The sequence below is a fragment of the Methylobacterium sp. 2A genome (genome assembly GCF_009806555.1).
GTDB lineage: Bacteria > Pseudomonadota > Alphaproteobacteria > Rhizobiales > Beijerinckiaceae > Methylobacterium.
The window spans coordinates 17445-38127 of sequence record NZ_VUOK01000033.1; the positions used below are offsets into that span (position 1 = coordinate 17445).

Below are 20683 nucleotides of genomic sequence, written 5' to 3' on the forward strand. Positions count from 1 at the left end.
AGGAGCGCCGTGGTGATTATTCCGCGCCTGATCCAGCGACTGCGCCGGCAGCGGCGGCGCTCAGAGTCGCCGCCAGGATCGCAACAAGGGCGACCTCAATCATGATTAAGCCTGCCCGATCTTGGCGACCAGCCGGCCGAAGCCCTCGCGGTAGGACATGCGCTCGGCTTCGCACCACTCCACGAACTGGTTGATGTCGGCGATAGCCGCCCGGAGGTTGAGCTGGTCCGTCGGCTCGTCGACAGCGACCCGCCGCTTGCGCCGGGTAGGAACCTCGCGGCTCGGAAATCCGAGCTTCTCCGCGACACGATCGACCTCTCGAGCGACGGCCGGAGCCGGCTCAGACGTGGCCGGCTGGATCTCCGCCAGCTTGCCGAAACCGAAGGATGGCTTGGTATTCACGCGGCAGCCTTGCGGTTGAGGCTGGTGACGAGCTCGATGATTTCGCCTGAGAGGCGCTCGGCGTTCTCCAGGGCGGCCGGCACTCCGTTCACGAGGGACGTGTCAAGCTCGGCAAGCGTCTGGCCGTAGGTGAACATGCTCTTGTAGGCGGCGCGTTCGTTGAGGTGCGAGGTCAAAACCGGGATCCCTGCCCCGCGCAACTCGTCGATGATCATCTTCTCGTTCCGAGTTGGGATTGCCGGCGACGTGCGGGTGAACAGGACTCGGAATGGGATCGTCCGGCCAACCACCTGCTCCTCTTCCTGCACGAGGCTGACCGCGCGGGCGGCCTGGGCCGCGTCGACGGCAGAGGCCTGCATCGGGATCAACACCAAGTCGGAGCGCATAATGGCCCGCGAGACCATACGGCTCGCCGTGCCCTCCAGATCGACTAGGACGAACTGCTGGGAAGCCCGCTCCGCATCGATTGCGGAGACGATGCCGCTCTCACCAACATCGCCCATCACTCTCATCGTCGTGGAGCTGCCGCCCTTCGCCCAGGTGGCGATAGGCCGGTTCGGGTCGCAGTCGAGCAGGGTCACGGTGGCGCCGTGAGCTGCCAGCGTCGTTCCCAGCACGAGGGCTGTAGTCGACTTCCCTGCGCCGCCTTTGGGGTTGGCGATCGATATGACGGGCATGTCGCCGCTCTCCTATCGCGTCGTAAAGGCCGTAACCGTAGGGATGGCTTCGTTACCGAAGGGTTAATCCCATAGGAGTGGCGAGCGGCGTGAAGCGGAGCGGAGAGAAGTGGTTGGGCTGAGATCCTATACGCTGCACCTCAATCACACTGGCTGCTCCGCGATCCTAACCGAGTAACGCGTAGAGGCAACGTTTATCCCCACCGATACCATACGCTATGCAATGATAGCTAGCACTAGACCCCGGAAGGAAGCGGGACGTAAGTGGCGGAGGTTACTCGCAGAGCTCGTGGGGCAACCCGGAACAGCAGCGGCGATGGACGGAGGTGCTACGCAGGACCAGCCCCGAGAACGTCCGGGCCCGCCTCTCGCGTATCAATGCCGGCCTGCCTTCGGAGTATGTGGCGCGCACTCAGGTCCGCCGCCTTCGCTCCCAGCTGATCCTCTCGATCAGCTCGCTCTGAAGCCAACCGGTCAGCTCAGATCCTTACCGCGCAAGCGCTGAAATTCTTTTTCGGCAGCTAAGTAGAACGTCGGTGATTCGCAGCTCAGACGAACCACCTGGTGGATCGCCGGATCGATCGTTCCTTCGGCCATTCCTTCCTTGGCCGACTCCGTTCCTTCGCTGAGGTGGCAACGTTGACTTAGCGGTTCGGTCCAGCCGACATGCTGTGTCGGCGCTGCTCGTGAACGCGAGTCGCGAACCGGCATCAGGAGATCACGCCGCCGCAAGTCGACCCCTGAAAAGCCAACGGCCCCCCAGTCGCCAAACTGGAGGGCCGTCGAAATCGAAAGGCCTGTGAGGCCGCAAGCACCCCTCACAAGCCATGAGACGCCCCTGGGCGTCAAGCGAAAGCGCCAACTTTCGCGACGATGAGGCTTTGCCTGTGGACCGGACGCCCTAACCGGCGGTCCGGAACGACCTGTCGTGGCCCGACGAGGGCCGAGTAGGGATGTTTGCAGACGAAATCCGCCGCGCCATTGAGGCGGCAGACCGAATCACTCTGCCGCAGGTGACGGCACTACTCTGGCGCGCCTACGGGGAGGGGACGGTCACCGAGGCCGAAGCCGAGGTGCTGTCCGGGCTGATTGAGGCACGCACGGATGCGTCGGCGGCCCGGCGGTTCTCCCCGGTCGAGCCGACTGTCTTTAATCCAAGCAATCGTCCATCGACGCAGGAGCGGGCAGTAGCACCCAGGAGGGCTGTCGGCGCACGCCCACGCACGGACACATCTCTGGAGCGCCGTCGCCGCTGGGCCGCCTCGGGGCGGCTCCCGCCAGGGCTCGCGGCCCGGTTCACGCTGGCCGAGCAGGCGGTTCTCGCCCTCGTGGCGGCAGAGACCACCAGGCGAAAGGACTGCCGGCTGTCGATCGAGAACCTAGCCGCAGTTGCGGGCGTGTGTCGCTCAACGGTGAAGAACGCCATCCGCGAGGCGCGCCAGCTCGGGCTGCTCACCGTCGAAGAGCGGGCGATCACCGGCTTCCGAAACGACACCAACATCGTCCGCATCGTCTCGGCCGAGTGGCTGGCTTGGCTCCGGCTGGCGCGGCGCAGTGATCTAATCTCGGCTTGGAAGGGACAAGGCGCAGCCTCTCCTCAGCAAGGGGGAGGGGTCAAAAGCGTAACCAGCACGCCTACTGAAGTTCTAATCCTGTCAGAATCGGGGAAAACGGAACCCTCAAAAAGCTGCCGGGGGGCAGCGGGCGACCTCGACCGTGCGACGCCTCCGAGAATCCGAGTGGGTGGTGGGACGGCCAGAGCCATGCGCTGACAGTCTAGCGCCGGCCGGTCTGACGAACGCTGTTGAAGCCGCGGCTCAACGCGCGTAGACGCGCCCGCTCGGATTCTGGGTGCAGGAGCGTGGATGTGCGACGACGTGGCCGCACTCCTCCTCGCTCTCGCCACCGAGAACGCCGAGCTGCGCCAGCAACTCGCCGCCGCTCAGGACGTGCTGATGGAGACGGCCATCGATGCAGGTCACCTGCATGCGCGCATCGAGGCGGTTCAAGCCGAACGCGACGCGTGGCGCGCCGAGGTGAGCGGCTGCAGGCCCGCAGCGCGCGTGTGAGCTGATCAGCGGTAGCCCGGCGCCGACCTGCTCCAAGAGCCGTCTTTCCCGCCAGGTAACGGGGCTGTCGGCGACACCGCATGGTCCCGCGGTCACATCGCTCAACTTGATCGGAATCGCGAGCGGCTTTTCTCAGGAGCTTCGGGCTACGGCGCCCGCATGCATCGCCCAGACCTCCCCCGCCGCATCGGCCTCGTTCTGCTGCTGGCGCTGGTGACCTTCTTCATCGGCTATCCGGCCGCGTACCTCGCGACTCACAGCCTCGACCCGCGGGCCTGGCCCAACATCCCGGGCACGCCCTACGACTGGTTCTCCCTGGCCGGGCCCGGCTTGGCGGGTTGGCTTGGCTGTCTCCTGCAGATGGCCTCGACCTACTGGAACATGCTGCGCGGCCAGACGAACAGCCTGAGCGGTGGCGGTCTCCCCGCCTTCGTGGCGATTTGGGGGGCGGGGATCGTCCTGATGGTCCCTCTCGTCATGGGCGGCCGGCTCGTGCCGCTGCGCCACCGCCTCAAGCGCTACGGCGATGCCCGCTTCGCCGGACGGCGGGAGCTCGCGCGGATGCGCCGGGGCCTCGAGCTCGGGCTCGACCCGGACACCGGCCGCGCCGTCAGGGTCCCCGTCGAAGGCAACCTGATCACCATCGCGCCTCCGCGCACCGGTAAGACCGGTGGCTTGATCCTGCCCAACCTCGCCCTCCTGGAACCCGGCGCCTGGGGCGGCCCGGTCGTCGTCATCGATCCCAAGGGCGACGCCCTGCGCGCCGCACGACGGCGGCGCGAAGCGATCGGCCAAACCGTGCGCGTCCTCGATCCTCTCGGTCTGTCAGGCGGCTCCGACCGCTGGGATCCGCTGCTCGGGCTCGATCCCGAGGACGTGCTCGAACTCCAGAGCATGGCTCGCGCGCTCCTCCCAGATGTCGACCAGACCACTGAGGGAGGAACGTTCTTCCGCGACCGCGCCGTCGTCGTGATCGTGGCCGCGCTGCAGGTCGTGATCCGGGAAGGACAGGGGGTGACCGAAGCCGCAGCCCTGGTGAGCGAAGGCGGTGAGGAGCTACTGGCTGCACTGAAGGGGCGTACGGATCCGGTCGCCAAGGATGCCCGCGGCATCCTCCGCTCGAAGGACGAGAAGAGCCGGGCCAACATCCTCTCGACCGCAGCCCAGGCGTTCGGCTGGCTGCTCGATGCGCGCATGCAGCGGGTCGTGACCGGCCACACCTTCGCGCTCGACGCGGTGTGTGCGGGCGACACCGACCTGTTCATCGTCCTGCCGGCCGACGACCGGCGCACGGAGATCGCCCCCTACGTGCGTTGGCTGTTGGCGAGCCTGTTCAGCACGGTGCGGCGCACGCCGGTGGCCGAGCGGGTGCTCGTGGCCATCGACGAGGCGTTCGTGCTCGGCCGTTTCGACGCGATCCTGCGTGGGGCGGGCGAGCTGCCGGGCTACGGCGTATCGCTTTGGACCTTCTGGCAGTCGGAGGCCCAGATGGTCGAAGCCTACGGCCAAGCTGGGGCTACGATCCTGCGCGATACCGCCGAGGTAATCATGCTGTTCAACCTGTCCATGGCGCAGGGCGAGGAGCGGGAGCGCTGGTCGAAGGCGCTCGGGACGTTCACCGGGGTGCAGACGACCGAGACGGCCGATCCCGCCACCGGGAAGGTGAGCCGGAGCTCGACCGCGGTGGCCGACGCCCTGGTGCCGGCCTCGGACCTGGCCGCGCTGACGCAGCGGCATACGCTGGTGTTCCTCAACAGCCGCGCGCACACCACCGACCCGCTCAAGCTCAAAAAGACGCTCGCCCACGAAGACGCACGCTGCACCGGGCTGCTCGACTTCGTGAAGCCGGTGCAGGCGACCGCCTTTGGCCGGAGCGGACGGGTGCGCGACGGCGTGTGATCCTTGTCCGCACCTCCGGACACGTAGGCGTCCGAGGAGAGGCCATGCTCAGCCAAGTGTCGGCCGATATGTGCCGGGCGATCAGCCCGGCAGCGCCCGGATGAAGGGCCCGCCATAGCCCAGGACTTGCCGCGGCCAGCGGCTGATCTGCTGGCCTCCTGACGCCCGGATTGGTTCCAGATGCGCGCGATGTCCCGCTGACGCTTCGGCCGCAAACGCAGATCCCTGGGCGCGCAGCCGGTTCCGCTCTACGGTCACGCTTCGACGCCCTGACCTCGACCCGCACCATGCCGATCCGGCCCGAGCACCGCTTCTTCTACCCGATCGACTGGCCGCAACTCTCCCGGGTGATCCGGTTCGACCGGGCGGGAGGGCGCTGCGAGCGTTGCGGCCGACCGCATGGGCGGCGTGTGGTCCACCTCGGCGATGGCCGCTGGTGGGACGGGGAGGCTGCGTCCTGGCGGGACGGAAGCGGGCGGCGCGTACGCCTCACGCCCGGATCCGTGGACATCCTCGGGCGCGTGCGCCGGACCTGCGTGGTCCTGGCTGCGGCCCACCGCGACCACGACACGGCCAACAACGCCGGGGCCAACCTCGCCGCGTTCTGTCAGCGGTGCCACATGATCCACGACCGCCCCGAGCATCGCCGACGCCGGTGGGCGACGCTGTTCCGGCGCAAGGCGCTCGGCGACCTGTTCCGGGGGCCTTACGCCTGACCACGGATCCGCAAGGAAGCCCGACCACTGGCGCGCCGTCTGAACCGGGGCAGGGTCGCGAGCTGGCGCCACTCGGTTCAATGCGTGGGCGACAGATCGAGGCCAACGCGCCAGACCGCACCGCACAGGTAGCCTTGCCTTTTATCCCAGACCCGGACCCAGGCGAGGTCGCCGTCCAGGCGTTCGACTGAGACCCAGGAATTCCTCGGGAAGGTGTAGGCCCACACGGAGCCATCCGGCCCCGAGAGGTTGGCGGCCAGCGAATACATTGCGCGTCCGATCTGGGGCGTCGCCCGGCGGACGAGCTCGAACCAGCCCCCAGCGATCACCAGGAGGACGAGGACGGACGGATGCAGAACTCCGCGCAGCAGCGCGATGCTGAGGCGTCGCCCCCGCGCGAGGAGCCGGCCCTGCGGCCACCACCGGCGCTGGGGCTTGGCGAGGGCGACCTGGATCGAGCGGCGCAGGCTGACCCGGTCGGGACCGGTCAGGGCCGGGTCGTCGAGATGGGCCATGCGCTCAACTGCCCCGAGCCGCAACAGCTCGGTCAGCCGCGCCCGGCTCGCCGCGCGGACCCGGCGCGCGGCCGCGCGTTCGGCCTCCTGGGCGGCGCGCACGCGATCCTGCACGGTACCGGGAGCGCGGGCCACGGGCTCAGCCCTCCAGCCACGCCGCGGCCGGGGCGGCGGCTGCCATCGCGCGGGCGCGGAACGCCGTGAGATCCTCGATGATGCGGCCGGCCTCGGCGAAGCCGAACTGTGCGGCGAGGTTGTCCTCGGCCCCGGCGAGGTCCTCGCCGATGAACCGCAACCCGCCCTTCTGCAGCAGCTCGTTGGCGCGCGCGTCAAGGCTGAGCCGCTCCAGACGGCTGAGGGTGACGCCCTTGCCCAGAGCCTTCAGGGCGGCCGGCTCGACCGGGCCCTCGATCTGGTTCTCGACCACGAACCGGGCGGCCGCGAACGGCGCAGCGAGGTCGAGCAGGACTGGGGCGTTGGCCAGGGCACCGGGCTCGCTGGTGAGCACGACCAGCAGGGCGAAGGTGATGCCGCGCCGGCCGTAGCGCCCGCTGGCCTCACGGATCAGCGGTAGGAGCGAGCCGGCGGTGTTGGCCCCGACATCGACGATCACCGGCCCCTCGGCCGCGGCCATGGCGTTGAGCACACCGTCGAACTCGGCCCGCGCGGCCTGGCCACCGGTGCGGTTGATCTCGCCGCGTTCGGCCCGAACCGGGAAGAAGGCGAGGCGGTCGTCGAGCTCGACCAGACGGCGGCCGGCCTCGATCTCGATCAGGCGGGCGGCGGGCAGACACTCGGCGAGCGCGCGCACCAACACGGTCTTGCCGGAGCCGCCCTTGTCCTGGGCGACGAGGAGGATGCGTGGCATCGGATCAGGCCTTCTTCAGGAGCTTGTGCAGGGCGTCGAGGCCCGCGCGCCGGATCGCCTCTTCGCTGGTGTGCGCGGGGCGGCCGGGTGCGGGTGACGGAGTATTCGGGACCGGTGCGACCGGCGCCGGGGTCGCGGTGTCGCCGGCGAGCGGCGGCTTTGGATCGGCGAGGTCGGGCCGCGCGCGGCGGGCGGCGGCCCGCTCGGCCTGCCGGCGCAGCTGCGCCTCGACCTGACCGACGATGGCGGTGAGGCGGGAGGCGGTCAGGGGCTTTCCCGCACCCTGGGTGACACCCTGGGCGCTCATCGCCGCGGCGATGGCCGCCCAGGTAATGCCGCTCGCGCGCAACTGGCGGATCATCGGCAGGCCATCGCGCACGGCGCGGGTCACGCCCGTGGTCTCCCGGCCGATGCCGGCTGTGGGACGCGTGGCCTGCACGCGCTTGGCGTCCCGGGCGAGGCGCTTGGGATCGAGGGTCATTGCCGAGAGCGATGCGAGAACGATTGACCGGTGCTGGCCAGGGCTGCCAGTCTTTGCCGCTGCGTTTGCCATCGACGAACCATCATCGGAATGGATCACACCTCACGCACTGAGTGTGTCTCAGCATCCGAACGGTACGCGACTGCCTACTTGTCCCGGCTCAGAATACGGACGGTGGGCGCTTTGCCCGTAGGGCGCGAAGAAGTGCCAGAGCACCTTCCAGGCGTGGCTGCAGAGTGCCGATCGCCTCCTGGTTCGTCCGATAGGCGGTGCCTTCTTCCGCTTCTATCTGGAATGCTGAACGCAGAACCTCCCTGGCACTCTTGCGGCCTTGCATAGTGTATGGATTAAATATAGCTCGAAGTTCATTGACTAGATCATTGATAGTGAGTGAAAGTTTTTCTTCCGAATATTCCGGGCCGTGCAGCTTATTTGCGCGAGGATTTTCCATAGCTTTTCCTCAATAAATATGTCCATGTATTGCATATCAGGATCAGCTCTTGAGACGCTGTCCCATGGATAGCGTTCATCGATTTTGAAATAAACGCAAGGCTTGAGTGGATGAAATCCTCTAAGCCAAGCGAATTTTTTTGGTCGACTCCAAAATCGGTGGGGCTCGACTACAAAATTTGCACATGCTGTAGTCGACTACGTAGTCGTTTGCGGTGTTTGGTCCTAAGTTTTTCTTGATAAGGAAAGTGTTCCAGTTGACGCGCGGAAAAATTAGCTCCCATTCTGATGGGGTCTCAGCGTGTGGTTGATGAGAACGGGTGGCGGTCGACTTGTTCCTGGCGCTCGCGCCACGGCTGATGATCTGATCCACGTGTAGCAGGTGCGCCGATGGCCCAGGAGATCGAGCTTACCGTGACCCTGGATGCGGCGCTCGCCGCCCGGTTGCGAGCCGCCGCGGCCGAGCGCGGCTGGTCCGCTGAGAGCTTGGCTGCCGCGTGCGTCGCTCAGCACCTGGAGGTGGCGATCCGTCACCGCGTTCTGGTCGAGCGGATGGAGCAGATCGACGGCGCCATCCTCGACATGGCCCAGGCGGTCGGCGAACTCGGCGCGCCGTCGGCCGGCATCGACCTCTCCAAGGTCTGTCGCCTGCACAAGGGCGACGGCGTCGCCGATCCGGCGCCGTGACCGCCTCGCTGCACCGGCTCGGTGCCGGCTCACCGGCGGCGGCCTACTACACGCAGGACAGCCAGCGTGAAGCCAGACCCGATAAGAGGGACAACTACTACCTCTCGGACGGCGGCGGGGTGTGGTGGAGCAGCGGCGGCACGATCGTGCGCCACGGTGCGGCGATCGACGCCGCCTCGTTCCGCGAGCTGTGTGCGGGGCTCCACCCAGGCACGGGTAAGCCGTTGGTCCGCGGTGCGGGCCCGGGGCACTGGGCCGGTGTCGACTGTACGATGACCCCCGGGAAGAGCGTGTCGGTGCTTTGGATGGCCGGCACGCCTGAGCAGCGCGCGGCGATCGAGGCCGCCCATCGCGCTGCCGTCGAGCGGGCGCTGAGTTTTGTCACCGCGGAGGGACTCGTCACCGTCCGGACCGGCGCCGGCGGCACCGAGCAGCATCGCCCGCGCGACCTGATCGTCGGTCGGTTCGATCACTATACAACCAGAGAGGGTGATCCGAATATTCACACGCACTGCGTGTTGATCAACGTCGCCGGTGCGCCCGAGAATGCCGGCGCCGGTCGGTACAAGTCGCGGACGCACCTGACCATCGAGCCTGAGCGGCTGTACGCCGCCCAGCTCGGAGTGGGAGCGGCATACAGGGCGGCCCTGGCCGAGGGGCTGCGCGAGCAGTTCGGTCTGCAGTATCGCGAGGCCGGACGCGGGCAGTGGGAGGTCGCCGGCGTGCCGGAGGCGCTGCTCGCGGCCTTCTCCAAGCGCTCGGAGCAGATCCTGGCTTACGCGGGCGCCGGGGCCAGCAGCGCCCAGCGCGAGATCGCCGCCCTGGCGACTCGCCGGGGAAAGGAGGAATTGCCGACCGGGCCGGAGCTGGAGGCGCGCTGGCGCAAGGAGCTCGCCGCGTGCGCGATCGATCCGTGGCTAGCCGCGCGTCACCCCGAGCGCGACCCCGCCTTCGTGATGGCCGCCGAGCGCGATCGGGAGCGAGAGGCCCCGTTCGACCCGCCCGAGATCCCCGGTGACGGCCCGGTGGCGCGCGCCGCCTCGGCCCTATTCCGGCACGAGAGCGTCGTGGCGCGCAAGGACCTGCTCCAGCGTGCCCTGGAGGTCGCGGGTGTCGCCGGTATCGGGGTCGACGCCGTGGAGGCGGAGCTCGCCCAGCTCGAGCGGGATGGCGCGCTGCTGCTGCTTGCCGACGCCGAGCTGGTACCGGGCGCTAGTGCGTGCTGGACCAGCCCGGGCATCGCCGCGTGCGAGGCCGCGATGCTGCGCGCGGCCGATCGGCCCCTGGAACGGACCTGGATCACGCCCGAGGCGGTCGAGGCTGCGCTGGCGGACGCCCCTCATCTCAGCCCCGAGCAGGGCGAGGCCGTGCGTCACGCCGCTGGTCGGGACGGGGTGGCGCTGCTGCAGGCCGGGGCAGGGACCGGCAAGACTACGACGGCGGCTGCCCTGGTAGCCGCCGCCCGCGGCTCCGGCCTGCGGGTGATCGGCCTCGCGCCGTCGTGGGTGGCCGCCGACGAGCTCGGGCGCTCGACCGGAATCCCGGCGCAGGCGATCGCGCGCTGGCGCCAGGACCAGACGCAGGCTGCAGGTCCGGATGCCATCCATCACCCCGACCGATCGGCCGTGCTCGACGCCGATACCCTGGTGATGGTCGACGAGGCCGGGATGGTCGCGACCCGCGACATGGAAGCCGTGCTGAGCGCGGCCCGGTCAGCCGGGGCGAAGGTGGTTCTGATCGGTGATCGGCGGCAGCTCGCCTCGGTCGGGGGCGCGAGCGCCCTGCGTGCGGTCGCCGACGTGGTCGGGCGCTCGGCGGTGCTCGAACAGGTCCGCCGACAGACGGTGGAGTGGCAGCGCGCCGCCTCGGTGCTGATGGCGCGCGGTGAGGTCGAGGCGGCCCTGCGCGCCTACGCGGCCCGGGACCGGATCGAGCTGATCGCCGGCGCCGAGGCCGCGCAGGTGCGCGCGCTCGCGGTCTGGAGCGAGCAGCGCGCGGCCCACGGCGAGGATGTGCTGATCGTGACCCGGCGTAACGCCGACGCCGCGGCCTTGAACGTCCAGGCGCGGGCTGTGCTGCGGGGGGAGGGGCGCCTCGGCCCCGACCTGATCACCCTGCCGGCGCACGACCGAGACGACAGGCCGGTGGCGCTCGCGCTCGCGGTCGGCGACGCCCTCCGCTTCGGCGAGAGCCTGCCGCATCTCGGGTTGCGCAATGGCAATCGCGCCCGGGTCGAGGCGATCACGGTCGAGCCGGAGGGAGGAGCACGCCTGCGCCTGGCGCTGGAGGATGGTCGCGCGTTGGAGGTGGCGTGGTCGGATCTGGCGCAACAGCCGCGGTTCGGCCGGAAGCGGTCGCAGCCCAGGATCGTGCATGCCTATGCGGGCACGGCCTACGCGGCGCAGGGCCGGACCTCCTCCGCGGCGGTGATGTATGTCGGGGCGGCCACGGACGCGCGGGAGATTTATGTCGGTCTGACCCGGCACCGACACGAGGCCAGGGTAGTGGTCGAGCGCGATCGGCTCGATGCCCTGTGCCGGCAACGGCAAGAAGATGCGCGGATGCCGGCGACCGACGCGATGGTGCTGGAACGCCTGTTCCGAGAGGCGCGGACCTACAGTGAGAAGGTCAACGTGGTCGATCACGCCGCCGACCGGGTCGCGTTCGTGCGGGATGGATCGCTGGGAACGCGTGAGCCCGTCGACCAAGGGATCGATGTGCGGCGCGTGATGCGTGCAACACGGCTTCTGCGTGAGGCCGCAGCGTGGCTCGGCGTCGAGCAACTCATCGTGCCGATGTGGCGGCTGGTGGATGCCTACGGGCGTCGTTTGACGCAAGCACCGGCCCGGGTGACCCGTGCTCTGGTCGGCGAGCTTGCTAGCCGCCTCGGTCGCCCCGATCCGCTGCCCCAGCTTGAGCGGGGTCGCCACATCGAACGGTGAGGGTGATCCTGGATCACGAGCAATCATCCCTGGGCCCAGGCCCGCATGCCCCCAAATGGGCGCGATGGCTCTCAAGGCAGGATCAGCCGCGCGGTCTTGTTGACGTCATCGCGGATGAGGCCCGTTCCTGTCTATCGGAGGCGGGCATTCTGCGTTTTCTGGACCTTATGCGATCATTCAATGACCTGGGCGACAGGTTATATTTGCATTTCGATTTGCATCGCATTTGCATTAGTGCAAATGCTTCGATGCATCTCTAGAGATGTCTGGAGATATATTATCATCAACCGTTGTCTTCAAGGGCCGATCTCGTTATCTGCCGATCGATCTCCGACGAACGCCGGGCCAACCCGATGCCGCCCCCCAACCCGAACGAGTGGCAACAGCTCCGCGCCGCGGTCCACCGCGAAGCCCAGGCGGTGATCCGCGTGCCCGACCTACGTCTCACCGAGATCGACGCCACGGCTCTGCGGGTCGCTGGTGATTGGCGTCTGCAGGTTCGCGCCGTCGACTGGAACTGGCGCGGCCTTACACGTCGTCCGGAGCATCAGATCAACACCGCGATCTGGCACAGAGACCGCCTGTGCGGGCTAATGTGCGGCTCGGCCGGCGCGGCCGCTGTCGTGCTACGCTATCTTGAAGGCGCGCCGGATCCTACCCACCCTCTGAAGGGGCGTGTGGCTGACATCGGCGTGGCAACGGCCGAGGTTTACGCGCGTGCCCTAGGTGCACCGACTGTGCTGCTGAACGACCCGATCTCCGCCCTCGTCGATCGCCTCGGTGCGGGGCCAGGGTACGCCTGGATGACAGAGGCACCGTTCCAAGGGTACTTTGGGCGCAAGGTGATACCATGAGCGCGCAGCGGCCCGGAGCATCCGGGGGAGTCAGGAAGACAGATCGCGGATCTGGCCGTAGCCTGCTGGTACGGTCCGCCGTGACCGGCCGGTTCGTGGCTGTACGGGAGAAGGCTCGCACGGCCGAACCGGTCTCCGATCTTTCGGCTATTCCCAACGGCGGCCTCGCCGCAGCCCTGGAGCGGCTGAACGTGCTGCCGCCGGATGCCTGTGCGTGGGTGCACGAACTAGCGCCGATGTCGGCCGATGTACCCGAGGTCATCGGGCCTCGACTGAAGAATGATCAGAAGCAGGGTAAGCGGTAGATCAACAGAGGTCGTCCCGACACGGGTTAACGTGTACCTAGCGGCCGAAGGCGTCCTCCATTCGCGTCCGCCTGAACGGCCAGAGCAAGCATGCGCTCGACCTCACGCTGGATTGGCCGGTACTCGAACTGCTCGCCAAGTAGGACGCAGACCCCGCGCTCCGGGTCGACCAGCTTGAAGACCTTGTCGAGCGGACCGGCGCTTCTGTGATCGCCGACGCGTGGTCCTGGGAAGAAGAAGCCGGCCGCGTTGACGATCAGATAACGGTCGAGATCCTCATCGAAGTGTTCGAACGCGTTGCGCAACCGCCGCCATTTGAGCGGTGACGCGTCAGTAAGGGCGAAGGCCTCACGCAGCTTCTCTCCACGCGCCGCCGCGAGCAAACTGTCCTTCTTCACCGGCCAGAAGAAGCGCGACAGGGCCCCGGCGTGGGTTAGGGCTTCTTGCACGGTGGCGAAAATCAGCGCGTCGGACATACCGCGTGTGACAGCAGCGTCGAACCGCTCGAAGGCACTGAAGGATCGCTCGGCCGCGTATATGATCGACTGGATGTAGAAAATCTCAAGCGGCGGCTGGATGCCGCCGCACAGATCGATGATCGCTGCCTCAGCTGCCTGCAGCTCACCGGCGTCCATTCTCATGTCATGCCTACTCCGACATCATAGGCGCGGCGGTATCGAGACAAACTAAATGCGACTACGCTTTCCTTCACCGATCCCCCGCGTATAAATCCGAAACAACCGTTTCGGATTTATACGTGGCCTCGTTCGTCGCCTATTACCGTGTCTCGACAGCTCGCCAGGGCTATAGCGGCTTAGGCCTCGATGCCCAGCGGTTGGCCGTTGGGCGCTTCACGGCAGGGCGTGGCGAACTGGTCGCGGAGTTCACGGAGATCGAAAGCGGCCGAAAGGCCGATCGACCTCAACTCGTTGCCGCGATCGAGCTGACCCGGAAACATAAGGCGATCCTGGTGATCGCTAAGCTCGATCGCCTAGCGCGCAACGTCGCTTTCGTCTCAAACCTAATGGAGAGCCGCATCGAGTTCATCGCCGCAGACATGCCGGAGGCGCAACGAGTGACGGTTCACATGATGGCAGCCATAGCGGAGCACGAACGTGGCGTGATTTCGAAGCGCACCAAAGAAGCCCTTGAGGCCGCAAAGGCGAGGGGGGTGCGGCTCGGGAACCCCCGGCCCAACTTGGCAAAGGCTACCGGCCGAGCGGCGGAGCGCGCCGCTCGGTTCCGGGCATCCATGATGCCCCTGATCCAATCGCTTAGAGCAAATGGACGCTCGTTGCGCGCAATCGCTGACGATCTGAACAGTAGGCGCATTCCAACGTTGTCCTCCGCCCCACGGTTGCTTGAGACACCCCGTTAGCGGACGGTCTCCGCCTCAGGGGTGAGAACGATGACGACGAATACAGGAGCGGTTGCCGGTGCGGTCGGACCTGGCCGGGGTGGGCGCATGTCCCGGCAGCGCAAGCGGGACGCGGTGTTGCGGCTTCTGCGTGGTGAGGACCTGGAGAGCGTTTCGCGCGGCCTGGGCGTGACGGCGGCGACCTTGTCGGGCTGGCGCGATGCTTTCCTGACGGCGGGCGAGGCCAGCCTGTCCACCCGGCCCCTCGATGCGGACGCGCTGGAGAGCGGGCGTCTCAAGGCCAAGCTCGGCGAGATGCTGCTGGAGCGCGAGCTGCTGGAGGCCAAGGTCGCCGCCCTGGAGGCGCGTGGCTCCGGCCCTTTGGCCCGCAGGCGGTCGCGGCCATGAGCCGGACCGTCTCGCCGGCCAGCGGCAGCGTCTACGGGCTGGCTCGGGTGTGCCGGATCTGGCGCGTGTCGCGCGCCACAGTCCACCGGCATCTCTCACCGCCCCGCTCGAGGCTCGGATCGGAGGCCGCGTCCGATCCCGCGCGGCGGCCCGGCCCGGTCGGGGCGATGCCGGATGCAGCACTGCTCATCCGGATCCGCGCCATCCTGACCGATAGCCCCTTCCACGGCGAAGGCCATCGCAAGGTTTGGGCACGGCTGCGCATGAAGGGCGTGCGCACCTCCAAGCGCCGGGTTCTGCGCCTGATGCGCGCCCACGACCTGTTGGCCCCCACGCGGGTCGGCACACCGCGCGGTCCGCGCAACCACGACGGCACCATCATCCCGGACAGGGTCGACACGATGTGGGGCACCGACCTGACGACCACCTGGACGGCCGAGGGGCAGGTCGCGGTGTTCGTGGCCATCGATCACTGCTCGGCCGAGTGCGTGGGCATCCATGCGGCGCGCCGGGCCACGCGCTTCGAGGCGCTGGAGCCGATCCGCCAAGGGGTGCGGCAGCGCTTCGGCGGCTTCGCGGCCGAGATCGCCTCTGGCCTGAGCGTCCGGCACGATCACGGAAGCCAGTACATGGCGGACGCCTTCCAAGCGGAGCTCGCGTTCCTGGGCATCGCGAGCTCGCCCGCCTTCGTGCGCGCCCCGGAGGGGAATGGCTGCGCCGAGCGCTTCATCCGCACCCTCAAGGAGAACCTGTTGTGGGTCGAGCACTTCGATACGGTCGAGGATCTGCGCCACGCCCTGCTGGCGTTCCGGGATCTCTACAATGAGACGTGGCTGATCGAGCGACACGGGTTCCGGCCACCGGCCGAAATCCGCGCCGCGCAGCTACCACCCGCGGCCATCGCCGCGTAGGCTTCAGATCGGTGTCTCACAATCCGCAGGCGGTGCAGTTGAACGATCGCTCATGGCATGCAGCCACCGTGCGGGGGATCCTTCTGTATCCTGATCGGGACAAGGCGCTCAGAAATTAGAATTGCCGTTTACCGGCGAAGCTGCCGCCTGATAATCAAAGCGGAGGAAACGTGGTTAGCGACGAAAAATTAGGCCGGCTACGCGAGGTAATCACAGAGAACCTACGTGTCCAGCGCGATGGCGAAGCCATTGATTACATAAATGTTGGCACAGCTCTCCAAGATGCGTGCTCGAAACAAAATCACGCCATTTTTGCCCGCAGGGGATGCGGGAAAACCCTGCTACTTCATCACTCGTCAAGAGTTCTAAAAAGCGATATTAGGTCGGTATATCTCAACTGCGAAGATTTTAAGCGGCACTCTTTCCCAAACGTTCTCATTGAGATAGTATCATCGTTATTTAAGGATATTGAAAAACATCTTCCTGGTTGGTTTGGGAAGAAGAAACGCTCTCGCTTGATTATTGGCCAGATCCTGTCCCGTCTAGATGCTCTCCAAAAATCGGCAGATGTACAAGACGAAGAAATCCGCAAGAAAATATCTGCCGAAACTGGAACAACACTGGAAGGATCTGCGGGCGCAGATATAGAAAAACTAAATCTAAAATTTGGGGCTAAAGATGAAACCAAAAACAAGGAAGAAATTGAGCGCTCGTTCAAAATTCACCGCGAGAAACTTCAGGAGCTGGACCGTTGGTTGCCAGAACTGAAAGATCAAATCAGAAATTTTTTCGCTTTGTCGCAATCTACAAGTGCAATAATAATTCACATCGATGATCTATATCATCTCAAAAGAACTGACCAGGCTTTTGTTGTAGATTATATACATAGGTTGTGTAAAGATGTACCTCTTTACTTTAAGATTGCTACACTTAGACACGCGTCTACACTGTATGCAGATCGGGACGGTCAACCCATCGGGGCCCAAGAGCGGCACGACTATCAGCCAATAAACATCGATTATACGTTCAGTGATTTCAAAAAGACTTCAAATCAGAACTGGCAGATACTTGAGCAATTTGGCGTCAAAGCTGGACTTACAAAAGCAGAAGTGCAGTCCCTTTTCAAGGGTGAGGGATTTGAACGCCTTGTGATGGCCGGCGGAGGTGTTCCCAGGGACGTACTGTCTCTATTTCTGCAGGTGCTGTCAGATGTCGATGCTTCTCGCGGCGGACGCATTGGCAAAGATGAAGTTAGAATTTTGTCACGAGCCAATTTCGAGCGAAAAATCGATGAGTTGAAACAGGACTCGAAGGGCGACGAGCAAGACGATTTGCTGAAAGGTATCTATATTATCCGAGAATTTTGCCTTGACCGGAAAACGAACCTGTTCTTAGTTAGAGAGAGAATGCTTCAGCAGAGCGATGAGTGGCGAGCTCTTTTTAACAGGTTGCTCGACTACAGAATTATTCACAACTGCGCGACCGCTTTGACCCATAAGTCTCAGGAGGGAACCTATCAAGCTTTCGCGATAGACATCGGCTGCTATGCGCACCTCAGAAAATTACAAGACCGCTTTACCGAAATTGATGTAAGTTCTCCCAGTGCAAAAGATCAAATGCGATCGGCGCCGTTGTTAGATCAGGCCAAGTTAATGGCGTTATTTGAGAGTGTGCCCAAAAATGTTGAAGCAGCTCTCCTGGAAGCGGAAGAGGCAGTCTAGTTCCCATTTCGAGTTAATCAGTCAGTTGCCATCTAATCCACGTGGATGGCGCGTGTTAAAACGCGCCATCCACGTGTTTTTCAAACGAATAACCTCAGCGTTCTCGCAGCTGTTAAATTTGCTATCAGCGATGAAATATATCCGCACCAGTCAATATCGCAGCCCACGCTAAATCCTCTTCTTGCTCCTCAGGCGTGTTGGATATTAGATGCCATAGGGTACTAAGGCTGTCTTTCTTATTCTGAGTAACAATTTGCCCAACCCATGATGTCATCGCGCTCACCCCGCGCCATTTTACAACAAGCGAAATAATATCATCATCAACAAACCCGACTATGTCACCGATTGCTTCTCTGGCGTCTTTTTTTAGGCTCTTCTTGCTTGTATAAATACCAGTGACATTTGCGCCGTCAATTTTTAGATCCATACTGGATCCCAGTTGATTTTTCCAGACTCCATCGAAGCCGCTCGGAGCTGCTGCTTGTTTCTTCTCGTTTTGGGTAGAAAGAGCCTTCGAGAGTGCCACTTCGTGCTTCATGTGTCTCGCCCTCCCTGATCTGCGAGATCCAGCATGCGATGAATTTACATGGCTTGGAAGCCAGTTATGGCGCCACCGCATCACGCAACGACGCTGGTTTTGAGGGCGCGGGATTGGCCTGCGATCCCGAAACGGCGATTGGCTCCGCTCGTCCCTGATAGCGTCATCATCATGACGCTTATCTCTGGCCTCCGATACCGTTCGCTTATCAGAAGCCAAAGGCGCCATAGTGGGGCCGGTATGGGGTCAAGACCGGAGAGCGTTAGACCCCGTTTCATAACGGGCTAAACAGCTTAGCGGTTGGGTGAGCGGCGAGCATCGCGGGCGTTGGGAGAGTGTCTGACGCTCACCCAGGAACCTTGATGTGGACACCCGCCGCCCGCGCGGAGCTTGCGCGCGAGAGCCTGCCCTATGCAACCTGCCTGAGCGATGCCGAATGGACGGTGCTCGCGCCGCTGCTCCCTGCACCGTCCAGCACCGGCCGCCCATGGCGCTGGCCCGTGCGGGCGATCCTCGGCGGCATCCTATACGTACTGCGCACCGGCTGCGCGTGGCGGCACCTGCCGCTGGACTTCCCGCCTTGGAGCACGGTGCATCGCTGGTTCTTGCGCCTGTCGCAGGCAGGCGTGTTCGAGCGCCTCGCTCACGCCCTCACGATGGCCGACCGGGAGCGGGTCGGACGCGAGGCCAGCCCGACCGGCTGTGTCGTGGATGCGCAAGCCGCGCGCGCGGGTGGCGTGGGGATGGCAGGCGAGCGCGGTTACGATCCAGCCCGGCGGGTCGTCGGGCGCAAACGCCACGCGCTGACCGACACAGACGGCCGCCTGCTCGTGGCTGGGATCTCCACCGCCGACCTTCACGACAGTCACGGCGGCATCGCCCTGTTGCGAGCCTCACGCGGGCTATTCCCGTTCTTGGCCCACTGCTTCGCTGACCGCGCCTACAGAGGTGAGCGCGTCGGCACGGCCACAGCCATCGTGGTCGAGATCGTCGCGGCGGAAGCCGGGCAGAAGGGCTTTGCCGTTCAGCCCAGGCGATGGGTGATCGAGCGGACATTCAGTTGGATCAGCCGCTGCCGCAGGCTCGCACGCGACCACGAAGCGACCCCGTCCTCCGCGCTTGCCTTCTTCGTGCTCGCTGCGGCCATGATCCTCGTCAGGCGGCTCGCCAGAGCCTTATGAAACGGGGTCTTAGCGTGCCTTAAGGCCAGACCGGACGGCTGGCACCGCGACGGATGAAGGTCGGTGGCAAGACGGCGAAAACTGTCCAACACCTTGACTTTCAAGTAAAAATATGATATTTGCGAACCGTTAGGGCACGCGTAGGCCGAAGGCCGGCCCGCAAAGCGGGTACGCGTGCCCTAACGGTGGCAAATGACCTGTATTGTCGCCTGAAAAGCAAGTATATCCGAGCAATACCCTCGGAAATATACTTGGCGTTATTTTTAAACATCCTGGCGGGGTTCATTTGGGATCTCTTAAAGTGGGCCTTTTGGGCCGTGGTGAACATGCTTTTATAGCATAAAACGCCATAAAAATCAAAGTCTTATACCGAATTTTGGCGACAAGTAACACCCGCAACAGACACAGACCCACCACCCCCGGCCGGCGTTCACTGGACGTCGGAAGGATCGGGGGCGGCTATTGACGGGCCCGACCTGGTGCCAGGGCGGAGAGCCGGACAGGCTGCGCGGGAGCGCAGACTAGGACCGGCGGGGTTCAGGATCGAGCGCAGGCAGGACGGCGGAGCCGCCCCGGCCGGGGGCCGGGGTGTGGGGCCGGCAGCCCCGCCAGCCGCCGGCAGGCGGCTATCGCGCGGCGGCTGCCATTCGCCACTGCCTGTAAGAATGAAACACCCGGCGCGACCGCAGTGCTGTCACTGGCAGGCTCACTGACCGTGACAGCACGGGCCGCAGGGCGCTGCCCTAGACCCGTGCGGCACCGCAGGCCACGGCCAGAGTCACCAGCGGGCATCGTGGCGGGGAGAGGTCAGACGCGGCCGGAACGTGCCCGCATAAATGCCTGACGAGTGCCACGCGGGCATTCGTCAGATCTGACAGGCGACACCTCCGGGCCACACCCGCTACCGAGTACTCACCTACGCGAACAGGTCGAGTTGGCCAGGCATGCCAAGGGCCCCTGAGCGCGGCGCCGGGCCGAGACGCTTAGTCCGCGGTATCGGCAGAACTGGCAGGGCGACACCAGGCTTGCCGTAGAGCACAGCCCCGACGATCCGGCATCCGTCGCCACGGTGGAACACGTTCACCGTATGCGGTCCAGCCCGCAGGATCTCCTGCATCAGCCGCTCGTCGAGGCTGAGGCCGGACAAGGTCGCGAGCAGGCAGGTAAGGCCTGCCGCCTCCACGGCAAACGACTGGAACTCCGCGGCTCGCTGCCGCCACACCTGAGAGACGGCGCCGACGCTTGTTTCCGGAAACGGGTTCGGCGCAGGCTGCGTCGCGGTCTGAGCGAGGAAGGCGGCGATCACATGCCGCTCGGCGATATGGTCAGCGGCGAGCAGGGGCCCGGTGAGAGGATGGTCGAAAACGTACGCTAAGCGTCGCGGCCTTGCTGGTGGAGGCGCAGCGGCCTGAACCGTTCGCGGGGCTTGTCGATTTCGGCCCAGAGATAGTCGCCGGTGAGGCCGACATGCTCCCAACCCAGCGGGGCGACGTGGGCGAGCAGGTCGTCGGGCACCGCGACGCCGCTGCCGCGCAGATGGCGGATGGCGCGATCGAGATAGACGGTGTTCCACAGCGTGACGGCTGCGGTCACGAGGGTCAGGCCGGAGGCGCGATGGCGCTGGTTCTCGAAGGTGCGGTCGCGCAACTCGCCGAGGCGGTTGAAGAAGATGGCGCGGGCGAGCGCGTTGCGGGCCTCGCCC

Annotated in this window: 23 protein-coding genes; 12 read left to right on the top strand and 11 right to left on the bottom strand. The window is 65.2% G+C overall.

What is annotated here, in order from left to right:
- Window positions 1-105: 105 nt before the first annotated feature.
- The 3 genes from FVE89_RS16130 to FVE89_RS16140 form a co-directional block, all read right to left on the bottom strand.
- Window positions 106-402: a hypothetical protein gene (locus tag FVE89_RS16130; protein WP_024828254.1), complete on the bottom strand. Its 297-nt coding sequence runs from the start codon at window positions 400-402 to the stop codon at window positions 106-108.
- A complete protein-coding gene (locus tag FVE89_RS16135) occupies window positions 399-1079 on the bottom strand; it encodes a ParA family protein (RefSeq protein WP_024828253.1) in 681 nt (226 codons plus the stop codon). The genes FVE89_RS16130 and FVE89_RS16135 overlap by 4 nt, the downstream gene beginning before the upstream one ends.
- Before the next feature lie 474 nt (window positions 1080-1553).
- Window positions 1554-1790, bottom strand: a complete 237-nt coding sequence (locus FVE89_RS16140) for a hypothetical protein (protein WP_160534979.1) — start codon at window positions 1788-1790, stop codon at window positions 1554-1556.
- A gap of 242 nt (window positions 1791-2032) precedes the next feature.
- On the opposite strand from FVE89_RS16140, the gene FVE89_RS16145 reads away from it, so the two are divergent.
- The 4 genes from FVE89_RS16145 (at window position 2033) to FVE89_RS16160 (ending at window position 5763) form a co-directional block, all read left to right on the top strand.
- Window positions 2033-2851 carry a helix-turn-helix domain-containing protein gene (locus tag FVE89_RS16145; RefSeq protein WP_160534980.1) on the top strand — a complete coding sequence of 273 codons (819 nt, stop codon included), beginning with the start codon at window positions 2033-2035 and terminating at the stop codon, window positions 2849-2851.
- A gap of 93 nt (window positions 2852-2944) precedes the next feature.
- On the top strand, window positions 2945-3148 hold the full coding sequence (locus FVE89_RS16150; RefSeq protein ID WP_024828252.1) for a hypothetical protein: 204 nt from the start codon (window positions 2945-2947) through the stop codon (window positions 3146-3148).
- A 159-nt stretch (window positions 3149-3307) separates the two neighbouring features.
- Window positions 3308-5047: a type IV secretory system conjugative DNA transfer family protein gene (locus FVE89_RS16155; RefSeq protein WP_024828251.1), complete on the top strand. Its 1740-nt coding sequence runs from the start codon at window positions 3308-3310 to the stop codon at window positions 5045-5047.
- A 287-nt stretch (window positions 5048-5334) separates the two neighbouring features.
- Window positions 5335-5763 carry a hypothetical protein gene (locus tag FVE89_RS16160; protein WP_160534981.1) on the top strand — a complete coding sequence of 143 codons (429 nt, stop codon included), beginning with the start codon at window positions 5335-5337 and terminating at the stop codon, window positions 5761-5763.
- A 77-nt stretch (window positions 5764-5840) separates the two neighbouring features.
- Here the strand turns inward: FVE89_RS16160 and FVE89_RS16165 are convergent, their stop codons facing one another.
- The 4 genes from FVE89_RS16165 to FVE89_RS30765 form a co-directional block, all read right to left on the bottom strand.
- A complete protein-coding gene (locus FVE89_RS16165; protein ID WP_160534982.1) occupies window positions 5841-6413 on the bottom strand; it encodes a hypothetical protein in 573 nt (190 codons plus the stop codon).
- Between the two features lie 4 nt (window positions 6414-6417).
- On the bottom strand, window positions 6418-7146 hold the full coding sequence (locus FVE89_RS16170; RefSeq protein WP_024828249.1) for a hypothetical protein: 729 nt from the start codon (window positions 7144-7146) through the stop codon (window positions 6418-6420).
- A 4-nt stretch (window positions 7147-7150) separates the two neighbouring features.
- Window positions 7151-7627: a hypothetical protein gene (locus FVE89_RS16175; RefSeq protein WP_024828248.1), complete on the bottom strand. Its 477-nt coding sequence runs from the start codon at window positions 7625-7627 to the stop codon at window positions 7151-7153.
- A 160-nt stretch (window positions 7628-7787) separates the two neighbouring features.
- Complete coding sequence (locus FVE89_RS30765; protein WP_203111411.1) at window positions 7788-8078, bottom strand: hypothetical protein; 291 nt, start codon at window positions 8076-8078, stop codon at window positions 7788-7790.
- 389 nt (window positions 8079-8467) lie between these two features.
- Between FVE89_RS30765 and FVE89_RS16180 the strand changes: the two genes are divergently transcribed.
- The 4 genes from FVE89_RS16180 to FVE89_RS16195 all read left to right on the top strand — a co-directional run bounded on the left by FVE89_RS16180 (window position 8468) and on the right by FVE89_RS16195 (window position 12865).
- The gene (locus FVE89_RS16180; RefSeq protein WP_024828247.1) at window positions 8468-8764 is read left to right on the top strand and encodes a hypothetical protein; all 297 of its coding nucleotides are present in this window, start codon (window positions 8468-8470) and stop codon (window positions 8762-8764) included.
- Window positions 8761-11706: a MobF family relaxase gene (gene mobF, locus FVE89_RS16185; protein WP_024828246.1), complete on the top strand. Its 2946-nt coding sequence runs from the start codon at window positions 8761-8763 to the stop codon at window positions 11704-11706. Before FVE89_RS16180 ends, mobF begins: the two co-directional genes overlap by 4 nt.
- A 353-nt stretch (window positions 11707-12059) precedes the next feature.
- Entirely contained in the window at window positions 12060-12560 is a 501-nt protein-coding gene (locus tag FVE89_RS16190) for a hypothetical protein (RefSeq protein WP_024828245.1), read from the top strand.
- Window positions 12561-12640: 80 nt separating this feature from the next.
- Entirely contained in the window at window positions 12641-12865 is a 225-nt protein-coding gene (locus FVE89_RS16195) for a hypothetical protein (RefSeq protein WP_160534983.1), read from the top strand.
- A gap of 26 nt (window positions 12866-12891) precedes the next feature.
- Here the strand turns inward: FVE89_RS16195 and FVE89_RS16200 are convergent, their stop codons facing one another.
- Window positions 12892-13506: a hypothetical protein gene (locus tag FVE89_RS16200; RefSeq protein WP_024828244.1), complete on the bottom strand. Its 615-nt coding sequence runs from the start codon at window positions 13504-13506 to the stop codon at window positions 12892-12894.
- A gap of 116 nt (window positions 13507-13622) precedes the next feature.
- Between FVE89_RS16200 and FVE89_RS16205 the strand changes: the two genes are divergently transcribed.
- The 3 genes from FVE89_RS16205 to FVE89_RS16215 all read left to right on the top strand — a co-directional run bounded on the left by FVE89_RS16205 (window position 13623) and on the right by FVE89_RS16215 (window position 17262).
- Window positions 13623-14243 carry a recombinase family protein gene (locus FVE89_RS16205; RefSeq protein ID WP_160534984.1) on the top strand — a complete coding sequence of 207 codons (621 nt, stop codon included), beginning with the start codon at window positions 13623-13625 and terminating at the stop codon, window positions 14241-14243.
- Window positions 14244-14273: 30 nt separating this feature from the next.
- A protein-coding gene (locus FVE89_RS16210) for an IS3 family transposase (protein ID WP_160534985.1) occupies window positions 14274-15541 on the top strand; the annotation gives its coding sequence in 2 pieces (ribosomal slippage) (window positions 14274-14598 and window positions 14598-15541; 1269 coding nt in all).
- Window positions 15542-15711: 170 nt separating this feature from the next.
- Complete coding sequence (locus FVE89_RS16215) at window positions 15712-17262, top strand: hypothetical protein (RefSeq protein ID WP_160534986.1); 1551 nt, start codon at window positions 15712-15714, stop codon at window positions 17260-17262.
- Window positions 17263-17386: 124 nt separating this feature from the next.
- Here FVE89_RS16215 and FVE89_RS16220 read toward each other — a convergent pair whose 3' ends face one another.
- Window positions 17387-17800, bottom strand: coding sequence for an avidin/streptavidin family protein (locus FVE89_RS16220; protein WP_160534987.1), 414 nt, complete (start codon window positions 17798-17800; stop codon window positions 17387-17389).
- Window positions 17801-18162: 362 nt separating this feature from the next.
- On the opposite strand from FVE89_RS16220, the gene FVE89_RS16225 reads away from it, so the two are divergent.
- On the top strand, window positions 18163-18981 hold the full coding sequence (locus FVE89_RS16225) for an IS5 family transposase (RefSeq protein ID WP_024828266.1): 819 nt from the start codon (window positions 18163-18165) through the stop codon (window positions 18979-18981).
- 916 nt (window positions 18982-19897) lie between these two features.
- Here FVE89_RS16225 and FVE89_RS31210 read toward each other — a convergent pair.
- A complete protein-coding gene (locus tag FVE89_RS31210; protein ID WP_348644703.1) occupies window positions 19898-20287 on the bottom strand; it encodes a hypothetical protein in 390 nt (129 codons plus the stop codon).
- Between the two features lie 65 nt (window positions 20288-20352).
- Window positions 20353-20683 (bottom strand): Tn3 family transposase (locus FVE89_RS16235; RefSeq protein ID WP_160534988.1); only part of this gene is annotated, 331 nt, incomplete at its 5' end.